The organism is Bacillus sp. BSL6 (genome assembly GCF_052928345.1).
The window spans coordinates 353,999-371,191 of sequence record NZ_JAVGCW010000003.1; the positions used below are offsets into that span (position 1 = coordinate 353,999).

Here is a 17,193-nt window from a genome sequence, read left to right on the forward strand (position 1 = left end):
AAATAAATATAAATTTACTGGAGGGAAATGTAATGAAGCGTTCACTCACAAAAGAATGTACAAAGCAAAGCGGAAAAGTTGTATTACTTCAAGGATGGGTAAAAAAGATTCGTCATCTTGGAAATGTTAGTTTTTTATTATTACGGGACAGAACAGGGGTAATTCAATGTGTATTAGAAAATGAATTAGCTGGATATAAAGTTGATGTAGAAAGTGTCGTCCATGTAATCGGCGAGATAGTCGAAACAACGAAAACGGAATTGGGTGTTGAATTACTTGCGCATGAAGTGAAAGTAATAAACGTTGCAGAACAACTTCCATTTGAAATAAATAAAAAGAAGTTACAAGTTGGCTTAGATCAACTATTTAATGAGCGGGTATTATCATTAAGACATGAGAGAATCGCGGCGATATTTAAAGTGAAATCTACGTTCGTTCATAGCTTTAGTGAATTCCTTATAGAGAACGATTTCACACGTATATTTACTCCAAAAATTGTTTCGCAAGGGGCAGAAGGAGGAGCAAATGTTTTTAAGTTGCCATACTTCCAAAAAGAAGCGTATTTAGCTCAATCACCACAGTTTTATAAGCAAATGATGGTAGCGGGAGGATTAGAACGTGTGTTTGAAATCGCACCTGTATATAGAGCGGAACATCACAATTCTTCCCGTCATTTAAATGAATATATATCGTTAGACGTAGAGATTGGCTTTATAAATGATTTTCATGAAGTGATGCAATTAGAAACGGATGTATTACGATATATGTTTCAACAAGTAGTAAAAAATTGTGAAAAAGAACTACAACTATTACAAATAGAAGTACCTGTTATTACAGAAATACCGAAAATTACATTGTTACAAGCACAAGAAATTTTGAAAAGTAAGTATCGGAAAGAATCGCCAATTGGGGATTTAGATACAGAAGGTGAAAAGCTACTAGGGAAATATGTGAAGGAAACATATAAGAGTGAGTTTGTTTTCATTACACATTATCCGAAAGAAGCGAGACCGATGTATACGATGCCGAATAAAGAGAATGCATCTATTACCGATTCATTCGACTTACTATATAAAGGATTAGAAATAACATCAGGAGCACAGCGAATTCATAATTATGAAATGTTACTCGCTTCGTTTAACGAAAAAGGACTACATCCCGATAAGTTTCAATCTTATTTAAATACATTTCGATACGGTTGTCCCCCGCACGGTGGTTTTGGAATTGGGTTAGAGAGAGTTGTATACAAACTATTAGAATTAACAAATGTACGAGAGGCGAGTGCTTTTCCAAGGGACTGTACAAGGCTTATCCCTTAATAATAGGGGAAGGAAATTCCGCATTTTCTCATTAAAATTTAATATCTCCCTTGACAGTTACAAATATAACCGATATACTTCATATTAATTTCAAAAGAAAATATATTCTAAATATTTAAATGTGTTGAATAGGAGTAGTAAGGTCGTATATTTGTACAGAGAGCTATGGGTTGGTGTGACATAGTCAAATGACATCCTGAACTCGCCTAGGAGCAGTAAGGTGGAACGGAATCACATTCTTAGTAAATCTTAACGGTTAACCTTCGATATTAGGTTTGTAATCAAACGATTACTACTAAGGTGGATTCATAATGGAATCAATAAGGGTGGTACCGCGTTAAGTAAATGGCTTAGCGTCTCTTTATATAGAGACGTTGAGCCATTTTTTATTTTATGGAAATAGAAATGGAGGGTTTATTCGGATTGGTCTATAAAATTTAATTATTTATATAAAATGATTCTATTAGGAGGAAAATGAGATGAAACAGACGGAGCAATGGACTTCGAAATTAGGTTTTATAATGGCTGCAGCCGGATCGGCAATTGGACTTGGCGCAATATGGAAGTTTCCTTATATCGCCGGCAAGAGCGGGGGAGGAGCATTCTTTTTAATCTTTATATTATTTACTGTATTAATTGGATTACCACTACTTATAGCTGAATTTATGATTGGACGTAGTACGCAGAAACAAGCAATTGGTGCATTTAAAAGTATTGCAGCAAATACAGGGTGGCACTGGATTGGACGCCTTGGCGTCGGAACGTGTTTTATACTACTTTCGTTTTATAGTGTTGTAGGTGGATGGGTGTTAATTTATTTATTCAGAGGAGTAACGGGACAACTTATTACTCCAGGACAAAATTACGGTTCATTATTTACTGAAACAATTGGAAATCCCGTTTGGGCAATTATGGGACATTTCGCTTTTATGTTCATTACGATTTGGGTTGTATCAAAAGGTGTACAAAACGGAATTGAAAAAGCAAGTAAATATATGTTGCCAGCGTTGTTCGTTTTATTTGTTGCTCTTATTATTCGTTCATTAACACTTGATAATGCAATGAAAGGTGTGAAGTTTTTCTTACAACCAGATTTTTCAAAGATTACTTCAGAAAGTATTTTGTTCGCAATGGGTCAATCATTCTTTGCGATTAGTATCGGGATTTCGATAATGGTCACATATAGTTCCTATTTAAATAAAAAAGAAAGTTTACCAAAATCAGCAATAACAATCGTTGGGTTGAATTTATTTGTTTCATTATTTGCGGGTCTTGCTATTTTTCCAGCTGTATTTTCATTAGGAATGGAACCAACAGAAGGGCCTGGATTACTATTTATCGTATTACCATCTGTATTTAGTCAAATTCCGTTCGGTGGGTTTTTCTTAACAGTATTCCTTGCACTATTTACATTTGCGACATTAACATCGGCATTTTCTTTACTAGAGACAGTTGTTTCAGCATTAGCAAATGGGGAACAAGAAAAGAGAACGAAATTATCATGGATGATCGGTTTCGGCATTTTCTTAGTAGGTATACCATCAGCTATATCATTTGGAATATGGAGTGATATTACGATTTTCGGAAAGAATATTTTTGATGCGGTAGACTTTTTATCTAGTAATATATTAATGCCGCTTGGAGCACTATTTATTAGTATTTTCGTTTCATTCAAAATGGAGAAGAAGGTGCTAGAAGCAGAGTTTTTTGTAGGTGGAAATTACGGAAAGAAAGTATTTACTTGTTGGGCATTTTTACTTCGATTTGTAGCGCCACTTGCAATCATCATCGTCTTTTTAAATGTAATAGGGATTATTTAACAATGAATGTTATAATATTCAGTAAAAAAAGAAGGTGGTGATGTTTATGGCGAATTTGATAGAAACAGGGGAATATATAAATATTAGAGGGAAAAAGCTATACGTTGAAACGCATGGGAATCCTAACAATAAACCAGTTCTATACTTGCATGGTGGACCAGGAGAAAGTTGTTATGATTTTTCATTTCATCAAGCAGAACGTTTAAAAAATTCTTTATATGTAATTATGATAGATCAAAGAGGTGTTTGTCGCTCAGAAGAAATTACTGAAGACGAAGCTTTTGGATTACATGATTTGATTGAAGACTGTGAGGAATTAAGAAAATCATTACAAATTGAAAAGTGGTCTATAATTGGACATTCCTTCGGTGGATATGTAGCGTTGTTATATGCGTCGATATATCCAAGTTCAATAGAGAAAATAATATTTGAAGGACCAACTTTCGATTTTGCATTAACAAGTAAAGCTTTGTTACAAAAGACAGCGGACTTATTGAAAAAGTATGGAAAAGAAGAAGTAGCAAAAGCGTGTTTAGTTTATTCATCTAGCAATGCTAGTTCAGAAGAGTTGTTAGATGCTTATATAAGACTAAGTGACGAACTAGAAGAAAATAGAATGGAGATTTACAATTACAAGGAAGATGTGACAGACGAGAGTTTATATAGTGATGAAGAGTGGGAAGTATTTTCAAATCGCTCCAAGATCCACTTTGATAGATTAAAATTAGAAGGAGCATTTCATACTTCATTATTACGAAAAATAAAAGATGTACAAAATTCAATGTTATTAATTGTAGGAAAACATGATGTTGTAACGTGTGAAAAACAAATTGAAACATTTAATAAAGATGCCCGAAACGGCAAATATATCGTATTTGAAGAGAGCGGTCATTCACCTCATTATGAGGAAGCAAATAGGTTTGCAGAAACAGTCATACATTTTTTGAAATGAAGAAAAGGGTGCTTCTATAAATGAGAAGCACCCTTTTTTAATTTATGGATATGTGATTGTAATGTTGGGCCAATTACTTTGCCAATTCTTTTTAATAACTCTATTTTTGTACATATGTATACGCTCTTTTGATTCCAGAAAATGAGCTGTTGGTCTCACTTGTAAGGAAAGAACATCTTCAATACCACACGGAGCTGTTAATATAACTTTGTTTTTTTCGTCTAATGTAACTCCTAACGCCGTTGCTGTTTCAGGAAATTTAGAAATAGCATCAACAGAAGAAGAATACGGTGGCATATTATTTACTACGTGCATACGAGCTTGATTCTTTACAGACCAAGGGATAGTAGCATCCATATTCATTAATTTCGTTTCTAATGATTGTTCGTATATCTCATCTTTATGTAGACTATCATAATAAATCACATCAACATCAGACATAGTCGTTTTAGCTTCATAGTTATGTAAAGTATCCCAAATTTTAGAACGAACAAACCCGGCACAAATCCACCAATCAGGTAATTCTAGTGATTTTGCTAATTGTAATACGTCCATCATCCATTCGTCGTTTTCTATTAAGCGAATGATATGTTGCTCTGTTTGGATATTCATTGATATATTCACCTTTCTAGTAAATTAATGTATTAGTTCAATAATCCATAAAATCCAGTAAGCACCTGGTACAAATAGTAGTTGTGCTAATAATGTACCGAAAAGTCTAGAAATCATTAGCCAACCGTACATTTTACTCATAGACTCAGCACCATTCTCTGATTGTAAAGCACGTTCTGTTAAAAGAGCGATGCGTGGATCGAGTAGTACGGTTAATAAAATTGTAGCAAAACCATTTACAAGACCAGAAGCTGTACTTGCGTTTGTTGCATAATCTGGATTTAGAAATGAAGCGTAAAGGGCAGAAAGAACACCTGCTGTATAAATAGCAGTAGCAAACATATTAATAAGCATAATACGTTTTGGAATACCACCAATGCGTAGTCTATGAATCATTTCTAACTTTGGAAAGCGTACATATTTTTTTGTGTACTTTAACTTTTGAATGTTATTCGTCTTCATCATTCGAATGAATGAACCATCTGTTTCAAAATTTTGAATGACGTATCCAAATAGTTTTGTCAAAGTTGGATACAGTATAATAGCAAGTAATGTACCGATAGAAGCAGATAATAGAACGAGACGTATAATATGCTCTAAATCAATAGAAGAATCTAGTTTTGCTTCATCGACAATACCACCGATTAAAAAGGCTTGTAGTAAGTTAGATGTTCTAGAAATAAGCAGTACCATTCCTACGACGGATAAGGCAACGGCAATCTTTTTTAAACGTACACCAGCTAATCGAATACTGTAAGAGCTAGTTTCAACCGCATGGATAATAATTGTGAAAGCCATTATAAAAATTAACGTAATTGACATTTGTTTCACCAGTTTCTATTAAAATAATTGTAACTTTTTCACTTTACCATATGTATCTTTTTTTGTAACTGAAAGTATGTGACATAGGAAAAGTAATTTTTCAGAAAAAAAGATAATGATAGTATTATAATAGAAGGGAAAGAGGGGAGATCTGTTATAGGTTACTTATAAAGTAAAATGAGTGGGGGATTGAAACGTGTACACAACATATTTATTTGATTTAGATGGAACATTGACGGATCCGAAAGAAGGGATTGTCAATTCAGTATTGTATGCATTAAAAAAGGTTGGTATTGAAGAATTACATATAAGCGAGTTAGATTCATTTATTGGTCCACCCATCCAGCAATCATTTGTAGAGAGATATAATATGAATGAAGGAGAAGTTGAACGAGCTGTTTTTTATTTCAGAGAATATTTAAAGCAACGTGGATTGTTGGAGAATAATGTTTACGAGGGTATTCCAAATCTTTTAAAACAATTAAAAGATACTGGAAATCGTTTATTTATAGCAACTTCAAAGCCTACTATATTTGCTGAACAAGTTGTAGAGCATTTTCAACTAACAAATTATTTCGAAGGTATTATTGGAAGTAATTTAGATGGTACAAGAATAAAAAAAGAAGAAATCATTGCTCATATTTTACAAACAAATGAAGAACTTAATAAAGAAGAACTTGTTATGATTGGAGATAGAAAGCACGATATAATCGGTGCGAATCAGAATGGAATTGCATCAATCGGCGTTTTATATGGCTATGGTAGTGAAACAGAATTGACCGAAGTTGGTGCGACTCATATCGTAAATGATGTAATAGAATTACATCATTTTTGCTTAGAAAATAGTTTGATAAAGAAGTAAATATAGAGACTAATAATCCCTTTATAACGTATGATGATGAAATCGTTTTTTGTTTAAAGGGATTTTTTATATGTAATCGAATATGTATAATTAGACATTTTTAGCATGAAAAATTTGTATGAATAAGAGGAGTGATGTCAGAATCAAAGGATTAATTGAAATTTATCAATAAAAGTTTGAATTTTCAGTTTAAAGGAGGGGTATAATTGGAGCTAGTTATTATATTATTAGCACTTAGTTTACTTATGTTTGTAGCGTATAAAGGATTTTCTGTTATTTTATTTGCACCGATATTTGCATTATTTGCGGTATTTTTGACAGAGCCTAGTTTTGTATTACCTTTCTTTTCGAATATTTTTATGGAGAAAATGGTAGGTTTTATTAAACTATATTTTCCTGTATTTTTACTCGGGGCAATATTTGGGAAAGTAGTAGAAATGTCAGGGATTGCGGACTCAATTGCAAAGACAATTATAGAGTTAGTTGGTGAAAAACGTACAATATTAGCGATTGTATTAATGGGTGCTATTTTAACGTATAGTGGTGTTAGTGTGTATGTAGTAGTGTTTGCTGTATATCCGTTCGCAGCTAAGTTGTTTCGACAAGCGAATATTCCAAAACGTTTAATTCCTGGAACAATTGTTCTTGGAGCGGTCACGTTTACGATGGATGCGCTACCTGGATCACCACAAATTCAAAACGTAATACCTACAACGTTTTTTAAAACAGACATTTATGCTGCGCCGATACTTGGTATTGTAGGGGCAATTTTTGTACTTACGTTAGGTTTACTATATTTAGAAAGTAGACGTAAGAAGGCGAAAGCAGCTGGAGAAGGATATTTTGGTTTTAACGATGGGAATACGGAAATGGCAGCTTCTTTACAAGCAGAACAAAAAGATATGCAGCTGGTTAAAAATATTGAAATTACAAGAGCGCAGCAAGTAATTGCTTTTATACCACTTATTTTAGTAGGTGTAATGAATAAAGTTTTTACTATTATGATACCGAAGTGGTATCCGAATGGTTTTGATTTTTCTGCAATTGGTATGAAAGCATTTGGAAAAGTAGAATTAAGTGCAGTAGTTGGAATCTGGTCAGTAGAATTAGCACTTATCATAGGTATAGTAACAACGTTATTATTATATTGGAAACGAGTAGTAACAGGATTCCAAGCTGGATTGAATACAAGTATTGGTGGAGCGCTACTTGCAACAATGAATACAGGAGCTGAGTTTGGATTCGGTGGTGTTATCGCAGCACTTCCAGGTTTTGCGATTATGAGAGATGGCATTTCTGCCACGTTTACAAATCCGCTAGTGAACGGAGCAGTCACGACGAATATTTTAGCTGGCATTACAGGTTCTGCATCAGGAGGAATGGGAATCGTTTTAAGTGCAATGGGTGATAAATTTATTGCAGCAGCTAATCAATTCGATATTCCGTTAGAAGTAATGCATCGTATCGTATCAATGGCATCAGGAGGAATGGATACATTACCACATAACGGAGCTATCATTACTATTCTTACAGTAACTGGGTTAACACATAAACAATCTTATAAAGATATATTTGCTATTACAGTTTTGAAAACGCTTGCTGTATTTTTAGTTATCGCGTTCTATACTTTAACAGGAATTTATTAAATAGATATTTTATAGACGAAAATATTAATTAGGGAAAGAAGAGGTGGAGTACTTGCAAGAAGTTGCTGAATTTCGTATGCCGAAGTCCGTATTATATGGAAGAAATTCGCTTGAAAAACTGGGGGAACAATCCAAGAAGTTTGGAAAAAGAGCTTTTATAGTAACTGATACAATTATGGAGAATTTGGGATATGTTGAGAGTTGTATACAACAATTAAATACAAAAGGTATTACCGTTATTACATATAATAAAGTAAATGCTGAGCCTACAAATATACACGTGTTAGAGGCGTTAACTATTTGTAAAGAGGAAAAGTGTAATTTTATTATCGGTCTTGGTGGTGGAAGTTGTATTGATGCAGCAAAAGCAGTTGCGGTGTTATATACAAATGGCGGAGAAGTAGAAGATTATGTCCAAAAGGATATGGAAATAGACAATGATCCGCTACCGCTCATTGCAATTCCAACAACTTCGGGTACTGGGTCAGAAGTAACAAGTGTAGCAGTAATTACGAATAAACGAACAGATGTAAAAATGATGATGAAACATCCGAGTTTTACCCCGCAAGTAGCGATTATTGATCCGATTTTAACACGTTCTGTACCACCTCATATTACAGCAGCAACAGGGATAGATGCATTATGTCATGCAGTCGAAGCATATATTTCTAAAGTTTCACAATCACTTACAGATGTACTCGCTCTTTCTGCTATTGAAAGTATTATGAAATATTTACGTATTGCATATGAAGATGGAGAGAATATGGAGGCAAGAGAAGCGATGATGATTGCTTCCTTACAAGCTGGAATTGCATTTTCAAACGCATCTGTTACGTTAGTTCATGGCATGTCAAGACCAGTAGGGGCGTTATTTCATGTACCACATGGTATATCGAATGCAATACTATTACCTACAGTTTTAGAATATACAAAAGTGAGTGCAGTAAAAAGACTAGCGGAAATTGGACGTTGTTTAAATAAAGATATGTATTCTTATTGTGATGAAGAAGTAGCCGATTACACGCTCAGGGAAATAAAAAAACTTTGCTTTGATCTTCGTATTCCAAATTTAAAAGAATACGGAATTGGTGAAGTTGAATTTGAAAAAGCTATTTCTAAAATGGCATCTGATGCAATTGAAAGTGGAAGTCCAGCAAATAACCCACGTGTGCCATCATATGATGAAATTAAACAGTTGTATCGAGAATGTTTTCATTATCGATATGAAGATTCTATAAAAACATTAGGTGTTTAATTTCAGAATATTCTTATAAAATTTCCTTGGAAATAGTTAAAACAAGACTTTATATTTTCAACGTAAAGTCTTGTTTTATTATGTATAATATATATAATAAAATGTTTGAATCAGGTTATAAAAATAGTGTGAGGTGGGTGTAGTAGTTATGAAAACAATAGGATTAATTGGTGGTATGAGTTGGGAATCAACTACTGAATATTATCGAATCATAAATGAAGAAATAAAAAAGAGATTAGGAGGGTTACATTCAGCAAAATGTATAATCAATAGTGTGGACTTTGAAGAGATTGAACGGTTCCAATCTAACGGAGATTGGAATGGAGCAGGAGAGGTATTAGGGAATGCAGCATATTCGTTACAGAGTGCAGGGGCAGATTTTATAATTATTTGTACAAATACTATGCATAAAGTAGTTGAGAAAATAAAGGAGAATATTCATATTCCAGTCTTACATATCGCAGATGCAACTGCGAAAGAAATGAAAAGAAAAGGTATTCAAACTGTTGGTTTACTTGGAACAAAATATACAATGGAGCAAGATTTCTATAAGTCACGTATTGAAGAAAATCATATAAAAGTAACAGTTCCATCGAAAACGGATAGGGATAAGATAAATGAAGTAATATATACGGAATTGTGTTTAGGAAAAATAGTATCACAATCTAGAGAGTATTATAAGAGAGTTATAGAAGAGTTAGTACAAGAAGGGGCACAAGGAATCATATTAGGTTGTACAGAAATAGGATTATTAGTTAAACAGGAAGACGTATCAGTTCCAATATTCGATACAACTTATATACATGCAGTTGAAGCAGTTCATTTCGCCTTATAAAATAGATTATAATTATATTATGTAACCTAATTTGTATATGTGGAAAACATTCAGAAAATATTTTATAATGTAAGTGGTTACATGTAAGGGGGAATGCGTATGTTTTCAGTTCAACCAATCGCATTTGTACATAATGAAAGAAAGGAAATAAAAGATGATGAGTGGGGAGAAGTAAAATCCTATATTACTTTAACGGAAATGTATACAGAAGAAAGTATACAAGGGATTGAAGATTTTTCACATATTGAAGTTGTTTTTTATTTTCATAAAGTAACTGATGAACAAATTCAATATTTTGCTAGATATCCTAGAAATAATCATGATTATCCTAAAGTAGGTATTTTTGCACAGCGTGGAAAAAATCGTCCGAATCGTATAGGAGCAACCATTGTAAAGGTAATCAAAAGAGAAGGTAAATCAATTATTGTTGAGGGGTTAGATGCTATTGATGGCACCCCTGTATTGGATATAAAGCCAATAATGAAAGAGTTTATGCCGAAAGAAGAAATTGTACAGCCTAAATGGGCAACGGATATAATGAAACAGTATTGGAAGGGGAATGGAGTAAAATGAGAATATATGAGGCAACAATTGCAGATTTAGATGGACTAGCATCAGTTTTTAATAACTATCGTATGTTTTATAGACAAGATTCCGATCTAGAAGGAGCAAAAGTATTTTTACGAAATCGAATGGAGAGAAAAGAATCTGTTATCTTCGTAGCAGTTGAAGATGGTGAATATATTGGATTTACACAATTATATCCATCATTTTCTTCTATTTCGATGAAAGAATTATGGATTTTAAATGATTTATTTGTACAAGCTGCTAAGCGCGGGGCAGGAACAGGGAAAAAATTATTAGAAGCTGCGAAAGGATTCGCCTTAGAAAATGGTGCAAAAGGTGTAAAATTACAAACAGAGATTGATAATTTATCAGCACAGCGATTATACGCTGAAAATGGATATTTGAGAGATAATCGTTATTTCCATTATGAATTAACGTTTTAAATAATATTAAATGAAAAGAGGCGCTTTCATTTTGAAGGCGTCTCTTTTCATTTGCATTATAGTTGACTTAAAAGCCAATTTGTCGCATCTTCAAAGTTTTCTGCAATGTAGTTTGGTTCAATATGTGCCCACTTGTCTCGGTACGTATGTAAAGCGTCGTATCCAGCGCCTGTTCGTACTAAAATCGTTGTCGCATTCACTTTTGCTCCTGCAACGATATCAGTCCAGCGATCACCAATTACAGCACATTGTGTTAAATCAAGCCCGTGTTTTTTGGCTGCTTGTAGAAGCATGCCTGTATTTGGTTTACGACATTCGCAACCATCACCGTGTTTATGAGGACATACGTAAATATCATCAAAACCGAAGCCTTTTAATTCTTGTGAGAAATCGGCTATGGTCGCTATCCCATCCGCGATACCTGGTTGATTTGTAAAAGAGAAAATTTTTATATGATTAGCTTTTAATTTTTGCAGTGATGCTTTTGTAAAAGGAAATAATGTAAATGATCCTGGGTAATGTATGGTAGTATCGCCACCAATTGTACCGTCACGATCAATGAAAATTGCTTGAATGTTTGTCATAGTTATAGTCCTTTCAATTAACAAGTAGTTTAAAAATGTTTTACAAATCGATATCCATTCACTTCATATCCTAATTTTTTGTAAAAAGGATGAGCTTTTACTCTTTTTGTTCCACTAACTAGCCATGTGCCAATGCAATTATGCTTCTTTGCTAATTGCTCTGCATAATCCATTAATGCTTGCCCAATGCCTTTCCGTCGTATTGTAGAATCAACGCTAATAATTGAAATTTCTCCATACCGAGTTACATCTTCTAAATTTTCACGTATACGAAACCCAAGTAATCCAAGTATAGTTTTTTCTTCCTCATAAACATATAAAAAATCAAAAGGACTCATTTGTACGAATTGCAATCGGTTGTTCATATCTTCATACGAAATAGAGGAACCTTTTAATTCTTTCGTTAAAGAACAAAGTGCATCTATATCGTCTATCGTAGCTTCACGAATTTGAAAAGACATATTATCCACTCCAATTAAATGTAATCAAACATTAAGTATTCTGTTAAAAAATATTTATTCCTGCTATGAAAATAAATATTTTATAATGATATATAGATAGTTATATGTTATTCTTTTCCTAGTTTGTATTGGAAATGGAAAGAAGGGGAATGTATGTTAGAAGTAAATATCCGTTCTGCTGGATATGAAATAGGTGAAAAAAATTCATGATATTGCCTTTTCGATTGAGCAAGGCGAATTAGTTGCTCTTATTGGCGCAAATGGTGCCGGGAAAAGTACGACGATTAAAACGATGCTCGGGTTACTTGTAAATATGAATGGTGAAATATCATTTGGTGAAAAGAAAAATCCGTATGCATATGTGCCCGAACATCCAACTTATTATGATTATTTGACGCTCTGGGAACATATTGAATTATTAATGGCTGCTCGCGAGAACGAAGCCGGAAGCTGGGAACGGAAAGCGGAAGAGTTATTACATATGTTTCGAATGGATAGGCATAAACATGAGTATTTATCAAAGTTTTCAAAAGGGATGAAACAAAAATCGATGCTCATTTTGGCGTTCTTAACTGAACCAGATTTTTATATCATTGACGAACCTTTTATCGGTTTAGATCCGGTAGCTACGAAAGAGTTTTTAAGTTATTTATATAAAGAAAAAGAACGCGGGGCAGGAATTTTACTTTGTACGCACGTATTAGATACAGCTGAAAGAATTTGCGAAAGATTTTTACTCATCTCACAAGGTACATTAGTCGCAGATGGCCATTTAGAGGCAATTCAAACGTTAGCAGAAATGCCAGGGAGTTCATTATTAGACTGTTTTGATGTAATTGTAAGGCGTGAACAACATGATTAAACAACAATTTTATAAAAGATTGCGCCATGAACTGGGCCGCAAATGGAAGTCCATACGTTCTATAACGGATTGGACAGTTGCGCTATATATTATTATTCCAGCATTTATATTTATGGGGATTTATTATCGTTCACTATGGACGGAAGAATTATCGATGGGAGAGACTGTTTATTTCGGATTAGGTCTACTCGCATTTTATGTGATTACATATGGAAGAGGAGTTCGCTCATTTTTTGAGCAAGCGGATAGTTTATTTTTAATTTCGTATCCTGCTCACATGCAAAAATTAATCCAGTATGGCATGACATATACGTTTATTCGAATAGCAATAACGAATGTAGTGGTAGTAGTTGTTATGTTACCAGTTTTGCTGAAAAGTATTGGAGTGACGAAGGTACAAGTCGTATTATTTTGGCTATTCTTTACTGTATTTCGATTTTTGTTGGCGTTATTAACGAGATGTATTCATGTACGTGTGGGAAAACGATGGTTACTATGGGTTATCAAAAATGTAATATTTTCTATAAGTCTATCCTTTTTTGGAGTGAGTCTATTTTTTATTTATAAAAATCCATTTTACTCTATACTATGTATCGGACTAGCAGTTTTTCTCATTACCGTATTGATAAAAGAAAAATTGAATTATAAAAATTCCTTTTTTAAAGAAATTGAGAAAGAAAAAGAAGAAAGTATGCGCTGGACGAGCGGGATTATGCAAGTTGGTGGTCATGCGGCTAAACCGAGTAGTTCGAATAAAAAGCCGTGGATGTTTCCGCGTTCTAAAAAGTTTTTAGGGAAGAAAACCGATGATCGTATTGTTGAATCCTTTTTTAAAGAATTTTTCCGTACAAGTAGTGCACGAATATTTTCTATTCAAATTGTATGTATAAGCACTGTCAGTATTATTATGAGTCCGAAGTGGATTGCCGCTATCATTCTTGCATTTGCTTTATTTGCAATTTCCCGTTATGCGCGCGACTATTGGAACGAATTTACGAAAAAAATGTTTCTTCATTTATATTGTGATGAAGGAAAATTACTATTGTTAAGATGGAAGGCAGATCTCTATTTATTGTTTCCAGTAATACTTTTGTATGGAATAGTTATACTTTCTCATTTTTATTTATTACCAGCTGTAATTGCTGGAGTCATTTTTATAGTATGGATTGGTTGGATAGTATTCTTACCATAGAAAAAAGAGCCGAAAAATGGCTCTTTTTTCTAATCTGTAACACATTGATAAATAAAATATACTAAAACGATTATGCTTGCGGCGGAATACATGACATCTAAAGTCATCGAATCTCCTCCTCATTATTGTTGTATTTTTATTGTATGAAATCTTACAATTTCATATTCAAGTGAAAAATATGTGAACGTTAACAAAATTGTAAAGTGCAAAAATTACAATCATTTTGTATAATAGAGGAAACAACCGTTATATAAAATATAATGAGTGAAAGGGGAGGAAACATACATGCCAAATTGGTTTAGAAAAACCTTAGTCGCATTAATTACCGTATTTACATTTGGTCTAGTGACGCCTCCTTCCATATTGCTTGATAATGCCAAAGCTGCGGACAAGCCTACAAGCACAGCTGGGCAACAAAATTTGGAGAGTACGTCCTATACATATGAAGAAACGAATGACAGGTTAACCACCGATACTTTTATTACGTATGCAATGCAAGAAGCAGAGAAGCAGTCGATGCAAAAATTTGGGACTAAAATTGGTCCGGTAATTGAAGATGAATTTAAAGATGTAATATTACCAAAAATTGAAGAGGCAATTGCTGAACTAGCAAATGATGTGCCAGAAGAATCGCTACAATCATTAGCGATTTCTCAAAAACCAGCGGGTGGAAATAATGAAAAGATTTTTCACGTTTACGATACGAAAACAGGAAATGACTTATTGCGTTTCCACGTAAGAAGAGATCATCCACCGCAAGATGGTTACTATTTTAATTTCCACTACCACCGTTTTGATGATGGATACTCTGGACACCATGAGTTAGGGAATATTTATTGGAATACGAATGTACCGCCAAAGTGGCTTTCTTAAAAAGAACAAGAGAAAATCTTGTTCTTTTTTATGTGTATAGAAGGGTAAGACAACTACGGTGTTGAATAAGATAGGTTTAGAAAAAGAGGCAAAGGGAGTATGGGAATGCAAAAATATATTGTTTTTGACTTTGATGGCACATTAGTAGATTCACAAAATATATTTGTACCAATTTATAATCAACTTGCTGAAAAGCACGGATATAAAACGGTAAGGGAAGAAGAAATTGAGTATTTACGCAAGTTAACGATGCCAGAAAGATGTAAACAACTTGATGTACCGCTGTATAAACTACCAATATTAGCGTTGGAGTTTTATAAATTGTATCAACCTGCTATAAAAGATCTTATTTTGTTCCATGGGATGAAGGAAGTATTAGATGAACTACATAAAAAGGGGTACGGAATTGCAGTCATATCTTCGAACTCAGAAGAGCACATTCGGGCATTCTTACACAATAATGGTATAGAAAATATACAAGAAGTGTATTGTTCTAAAAATTTGTTTGGTAAAGATAAAATGATAAAAAGGTTTTTAAAATCGAAAAAAATAACAGAGAAAGATATGTTATATGTTGGTGATGAACAGCGAGACGTAGCAGCATGTAAAAAGGCTGGGGTGAACGTAATTTGGGTATCTTGGGGATATGATGTCATTGAAACAGTGAAAAAAGATGCACCAGATTATATGGTTCATAAGCCGATGGAAATTGTACAAGTAGTACAAGGGGCGTATTCTTAATATGAATACACTTCGAGCGGGCATTCATCATATGGAATTTTGGGTAGCAGATTTAAAGGAATCTATTTCTTTTTATGATAAGCTGTTTTCAATAATTGGCTGGAGAAAGTTAAATGAAGTAGCATATAGCACAGGAGAAAGTGAAATATATTTTAAAGAAGTAGATGAAGAAATCGTAAGGACTTTAGGACCAAGACATATTTGTTACCAAGCTATTAAAAGAGAAGTTGTTGATGAGGTAGCAAATTTTCTTTCTAGTACGGAAGTTAACGTAATACGTGGTCCGATTGAAATGAATCATTATTCGGAAGGGTATTATACGATTGATTTTTATGATCCAAATGGGTTTATTATAGAAGTAGCTTACACACCAAATATAGAAATGTAAGGGGGAATATACATGAAAACAATTACAGCATGGCAAAACAATATACAAATAGTAAAAGATGCAGTTAATATTGAAGAAATTTCTAAAGGGTTTTCACCTGATAAAAAATATATAGTTACGACAATTGATGATGAAAAATATTTGTTACGGATTGGCGATATACAAGAGTATGAAAGAAGGAAAATAGAGTTTCAAATTTTAAATGAAATGGCAAAACGTAACGTACAGGCACAAACGCCGATTGAAATAGGTATATTGGAAGAAGAAGGTGTATGCTATAGTATTTTTTCATATTTAGAAGGGGAAGATGCAAAGAAGCTATTGCCTACGTATTCACCAAAAGAACAATATGAAATTGGTATAGAGGCAGGAAAAGATTTAGCAAAAATGCATACATATGAAGCTCCTAATGATTTACTTCCATGGTATGAAAGAGCAATGAAAAAACATCGAAAATATGTAGAGGCATATAAAACATGTGGAATAAAAGTAAAAAATGATGATAAAATCATTAAGTTTATAGATGAAAATGAAATACACTTAAAGAATCGCCCAAATCGATTTCAACACGATGATTTTCATTTAGAAAATATAATTGTACGTGATGGGAAATATGTAGGTGTTGTTGATTTTAATGGCTACGACTGGGGTGATCCGCTTCATGATTTCGTGAAAATTGCACTATTTGCAAGGGACATTAGTATTCCATATTCAATCGGACAAATAGAAGGATACTTTAACGAGAGAATACCAGAGGAGTTTTGGAAATTATATGCGGTGTACGTTGGCATGACAGTTTTCTCGTCAGTTGTCTGGTCATTACGAGCAGCACCACATATGTTAGATGATACGTTAGAACGTCTTACTATCGTATTAGAGGATCATAAAAACTTTGAGTTATTAAAGCCAACTTGGTTTCAACCAGAAAAGATTAAGATGAAATAAAAAAGGTAGGTGTG

General features: G+C 33.6%; 18 protein-coding genes, 1 pseudogene and 1 other annotated feature. Of the genes and pseudogenes, 15 read left to right on the forward strand and 4 right to left on the reverse strand.

Annotation, left to right across the window (positions count from 1 at the left end):
• The first annotated feature begins 32 nt into the window (after positions 1–32).
• The 3 genes from aspS (at position 33) to RCJ96_RS12805 (ending at position 4,091) form a co-directional block, all read left to right on the forward strand.
• Positions 33–1,319: an aspartate--tRNA(Asn) ligase gene (gene aspS / locus RCJ96_RS12795; RefSeq protein ID WP_416503782.1), complete on the forward strand. Its 1,287-nt coding sequence runs from the start codon at positions 33–35 to the stop codon at positions 1,317–1,319.
• A gap of 115 nt (positions 1,320–1,434) precedes the next feature.
• Positions 1,435–1,683 (forward strand) — a binding site (T-box leader).
• A gap of 115 nt (positions 1,684–1,798) precedes the next feature.
• Positions 1,799–3,139 (forward strand): sodium-dependent transporter, encoded by a 1,341-nt coding sequence (locus RCJ96_RS12800; RefSeq protein ID WP_416503783.1) that lies wholly within the window; start codon positions 1,799–1,801, stop codon positions 3,137–3,139.
• A gap of 46 nt (positions 3,140–3,185) precedes the next feature.
• A complete protein-coding gene (locus tag RCJ96_RS12805) occupies positions 3,186–4,091 on the forward strand; it encodes an alpha/beta fold hydrolase (protein WP_446699796.1) in 906 nt (301 codons plus the stop codon).
• 42 nt (positions 4,092–4,133) lie between these two features.
• Here RCJ96_RS12805 and RCJ96_RS12810 read toward each other — a convergent pair whose 3' ends face one another.
• Entirely contained in the window at positions 4,134–4,703 is a 570-nt protein-coding gene (locus RCJ96_RS12810) for a nucleotidyltransferase family protein (RefSeq protein WP_416503785.1), read from the reverse strand.
• A gap of 24 nt (positions 4,704–4,727) precedes the next feature.
• The gene (locus tag RCJ96_RS12815; protein ID WP_000028910.1) at positions 4,728–5,525 is read right to left on the reverse strand and encodes a lipid II flippase Amj family protein; all 798 of its coding nucleotides are present in this window, start codon (positions 5,523–5,525) and stop codon (positions 4,728–4,730) included.
• 196 nt (positions 5,526–5,721) lie between these two features.
• Between RCJ96_RS12815 and RCJ96_RS12820 the strand changes: the two genes are divergently transcribed.
• The 6 genes from RCJ96_RS12820 to RCJ96_RS12845 all read left to right on the forward strand — a co-directional run bounded on the left by RCJ96_RS12820 (position 5,722) and on the right by RCJ96_RS12845 (position 11,133).
• The gene (locus tag RCJ96_RS12820) at positions 5,722–6,387 is read left to right on the forward strand and encodes an HAD family hydrolase (RefSeq protein ID WP_270794900.1); all 666 of its coding nucleotides are present in this window, start codon (positions 5,722–5,724) and stop codon (positions 6,385–6,387) included.
• A 206-nt stretch (positions 6,388–6,593) separates the two neighbouring features.
• On the forward strand, positions 6,594–8,033 hold the full coding sequence (locus tag RCJ96_RS12825; RefSeq protein ID WP_070805909.1) for a GntP family permease: 1,440 nt from the start codon (positions 6,594–6,596) through the stop codon (positions 8,031–8,033).
• A 52-nt stretch (positions 8,034–8,085) separates the two neighbouring features.
• Positions 8,086–9,288, forward strand: coding sequence for an alcohol dehydrogenase EutG (eutG, locus tag RCJ96_RS12830; RefSeq protein WP_270794997.1), 1,203 nt, complete (start codon positions 8,086–8,088; stop codon positions 9,286–9,288).
• Between the two features lie 148 nt (positions 9,289–9,436).
• On the forward strand, positions 9,437–10,123 hold the full coding sequence (locus tag RCJ96_RS12835; protein ID WP_242303642.1) for an aspartate/glutamate racemase family protein: 687 nt from the start codon (positions 9,437–9,439) through the stop codon (positions 10,121–10,123).
• Between the two features lie 99 nt (positions 10,124–10,222).
• Positions 10,223–10,696, forward strand: coding sequence for an SAM-dependent methyltransferase (locus tag RCJ96_RS12840; protein WP_074607821.1), 474 nt, complete (start codon positions 10,223–10,225; stop codon positions 10,694–10,696).
• On the forward strand, positions 10,693–11,133 hold the full coding sequence (locus tag RCJ96_RS12845; protein WP_001223874.1) for a GNAT family N-acetyltransferase: 441 nt from the start codon (positions 10,693–10,695) through the stop codon (positions 11,131–11,133). Before RCJ96_RS12840 ends, RCJ96_RS12845 begins: the two co-directional genes overlap by 4 nt.
• Positions 11,134–11,189: 56 nt before the next feature.
• Here RCJ96_RS12845 and RCJ96_RS12850 read toward each other — a convergent pair whose 3' ends face one another.
• Both RCJ96_RS12850 and RCJ96_RS12855 read right to left on the reverse strand, forming a co-directional pair.
• A complete protein-coding gene (locus RCJ96_RS12850) occupies positions 11,190–11,717 on the reverse strand; it encodes an HAD-IIIA family hydrolase (protein WP_416503786.1) in 528 nt (175 codons plus the stop codon).
• A 29-nt stretch (positions 11,718–11,746) separates the two neighbouring features.
• Complete coding sequence (locus tag RCJ96_RS12855) at positions 11,747–12,178, reverse strand: GNAT family N-acetyltransferase (RefSeq protein ID WP_416503787.1); 432 nt, start codon at positions 12,176–12,178, stop codon at positions 11,747–11,749.
• A gap of 153 nt (positions 12,179–12,331) precedes the next feature.
• On the opposite strand from RCJ96_RS12855, the pseudogene RCJ96_RS12860 reads away from it, so the two are divergent.
• The 6 genes and pseudogenes from RCJ96_RS12860 (at position 12,332) to RCJ96_RS12885 (ending at position 17,179) form a co-directional block, all read left to right on the forward strand.
• Positions 12,332–13,040: pseudogene (locus RCJ96_RS12860) on the forward strand (ABC transporter ATP-binding protein).
• On the forward strand, positions 13,033–14,232 hold the full coding sequence (locus tag RCJ96_RS12865; protein ID WP_446699797.1) for an ABC transporter permease: 1,200 nt from the start codon (positions 13,033–13,035) through the stop codon (positions 14,230–14,232). Before RCJ96_RS12860 ends, RCJ96_RS12865 begins: the two are co-directional and overlap by 8 nt.
• Before the next feature lie 285 nt (positions 14,233–14,517).
• Positions 14,518–15,105, forward strand: a complete 588-nt coding sequence (locus RCJ96_RS12870; protein WP_001134414.1) for a YpjP family protein — start codon at positions 14,518–14,520, stop codon at positions 15,103–15,105.
• 105 nt (positions 15,106–15,210) lie between these two features.
• On the forward strand, positions 15,211–15,846 hold the full coding sequence (locus RCJ96_RS12875) for an HAD family hydrolase (protein ID WP_029438115.1): 636 nt from the start codon (positions 15,211–15,213) through the stop codon (positions 15,844–15,846).
• A 1-nt stretch (position 15,847) separates the two neighbouring features.
• On the forward strand, positions 15,848–16,234 hold the full coding sequence (locus tag RCJ96_RS12880) for a VOC family protein (protein WP_074607815.1): 387 nt from the start codon (positions 15,848–15,850) through the stop codon (positions 16,232–16,234).
• 12 nt (positions 16,235–16,246) lie between these two features.
• Complete coding sequence (locus tag RCJ96_RS12885; protein WP_416503789.1) at positions 16,247–17,179, forward strand: aminoglycoside phosphotransferase family protein; 933 nt, start codon at positions 16,247–16,249, stop codon at positions 17,177–17,179.
• The last annotated feature ends 14 nt before the right edge of the window (positions 17,180–17,193 follow it).

What these genes read in the sequence shown, in the direction of transcription:
- aspS (WP_416503782.1), top strand. Translation starts at nt 33, where the DNA reads ATGAAGCGTTCACTCACAAAAGAATGTACAAAGCAAAGCGGAAAAGTT.
- RCJ96_RS12800 (WP_416503783.1), top strand. Translation starts at nt 1,799, where the DNA reads ATGAAACAGACGGAGCAATGGACTTCGAAATTAGGTTTTATAATGGCT.
- RCJ96_RS12805 (WP_446699796.1), top strand. Translation starts at nt 3,186, where the DNA reads ATGGCGAATTTGATAGAAACAGGGGAATATATAAATATTAGAGGGAAA.
- RCJ96_RS12810 (WP_416503785.1), bottom strand. Translation starts at nt 4,703, where the DNA reads ATGAATATCCAAACAGAGCAACATATCATTCGCTTAATAGAAAACGAC.
- RCJ96_RS12815 (WP_000028910.1), bottom strand. Translation starts at nt 5,525, where the DNA reads ATGTCAATTACGTTAATTTTTATAATGGCTTTCACAATTATTATCCAT.
- RCJ96_RS12835 (WP_242303642.1), top strand. Translation starts at nt 9,437, where the DNA reads ATGAAAACAATAGGATTAATTGGTGGTATGAGTTGGGAATCAACTACT.
- RCJ96_RS12840 (WP_074607821.1), top strand. Translation starts at nt 10,223, where the DNA reads ATGTTTTCAGTTCAACCAATCGCATTTGTACATAATGAAAGAAAGGAA.
- RCJ96_RS12845 (WP_001223874.1), top strand. Translation starts at nt 10,693, where the DNA reads ATGAGAATATATGAGGCAACAATTGCAGATTTAGATGGACTAGCATCA.
- RCJ96_RS12850 (WP_416503786.1), bottom strand. Translation starts at nt 11,717, where the DNA reads ATGACAAACATTCAAGCAATTTTCATTGATCGTGACGGTACAATTGGT.
- RCJ96_RS12855 (WP_416503787.1), bottom strand. Translation starts at nt 12,178, where the DNA reads ATGTCTTTTCAAATTCGTGAAGCTACGATAGACGATATAGATGCACTT.
- RCJ96_RS12865 (WP_446699797.1), top strand. Translation starts at nt 13,033, where the DNA reads ATGATTAAACAACAATTTTATAAAAGATTGCGCCATGAACTGGGCCGC.
- RCJ96_RS12870 (WP_001134414.1), top strand. Translation starts at nt 14,518, where the DNA reads ATGCCAAATTGGTTTAGAAAAACCTTAGTCGCATTAATTACCGTATTT.
- RCJ96_RS12875 (WP_029438115.1), top strand. Translation starts at nt 15,211, where the DNA reads ATGCAAAAATATATTGTTTTTGACTTTGATGGCACATTAGTAGATTCA.
- RCJ96_RS12880 (WP_074607815.1), top strand. Translation starts at nt 15,848, where the DNA reads ATGAATACACTTCGAGCGGGCATTCATCATATGGAATTTTGGGTAGCA.
- RCJ96_RS12885 (WP_416503789.1), top strand. Translation starts at nt 16,247, where the DNA reads ATGAAAACAATTACAGCATGGCAAAACAATATACAAATAGTAAAAGAT.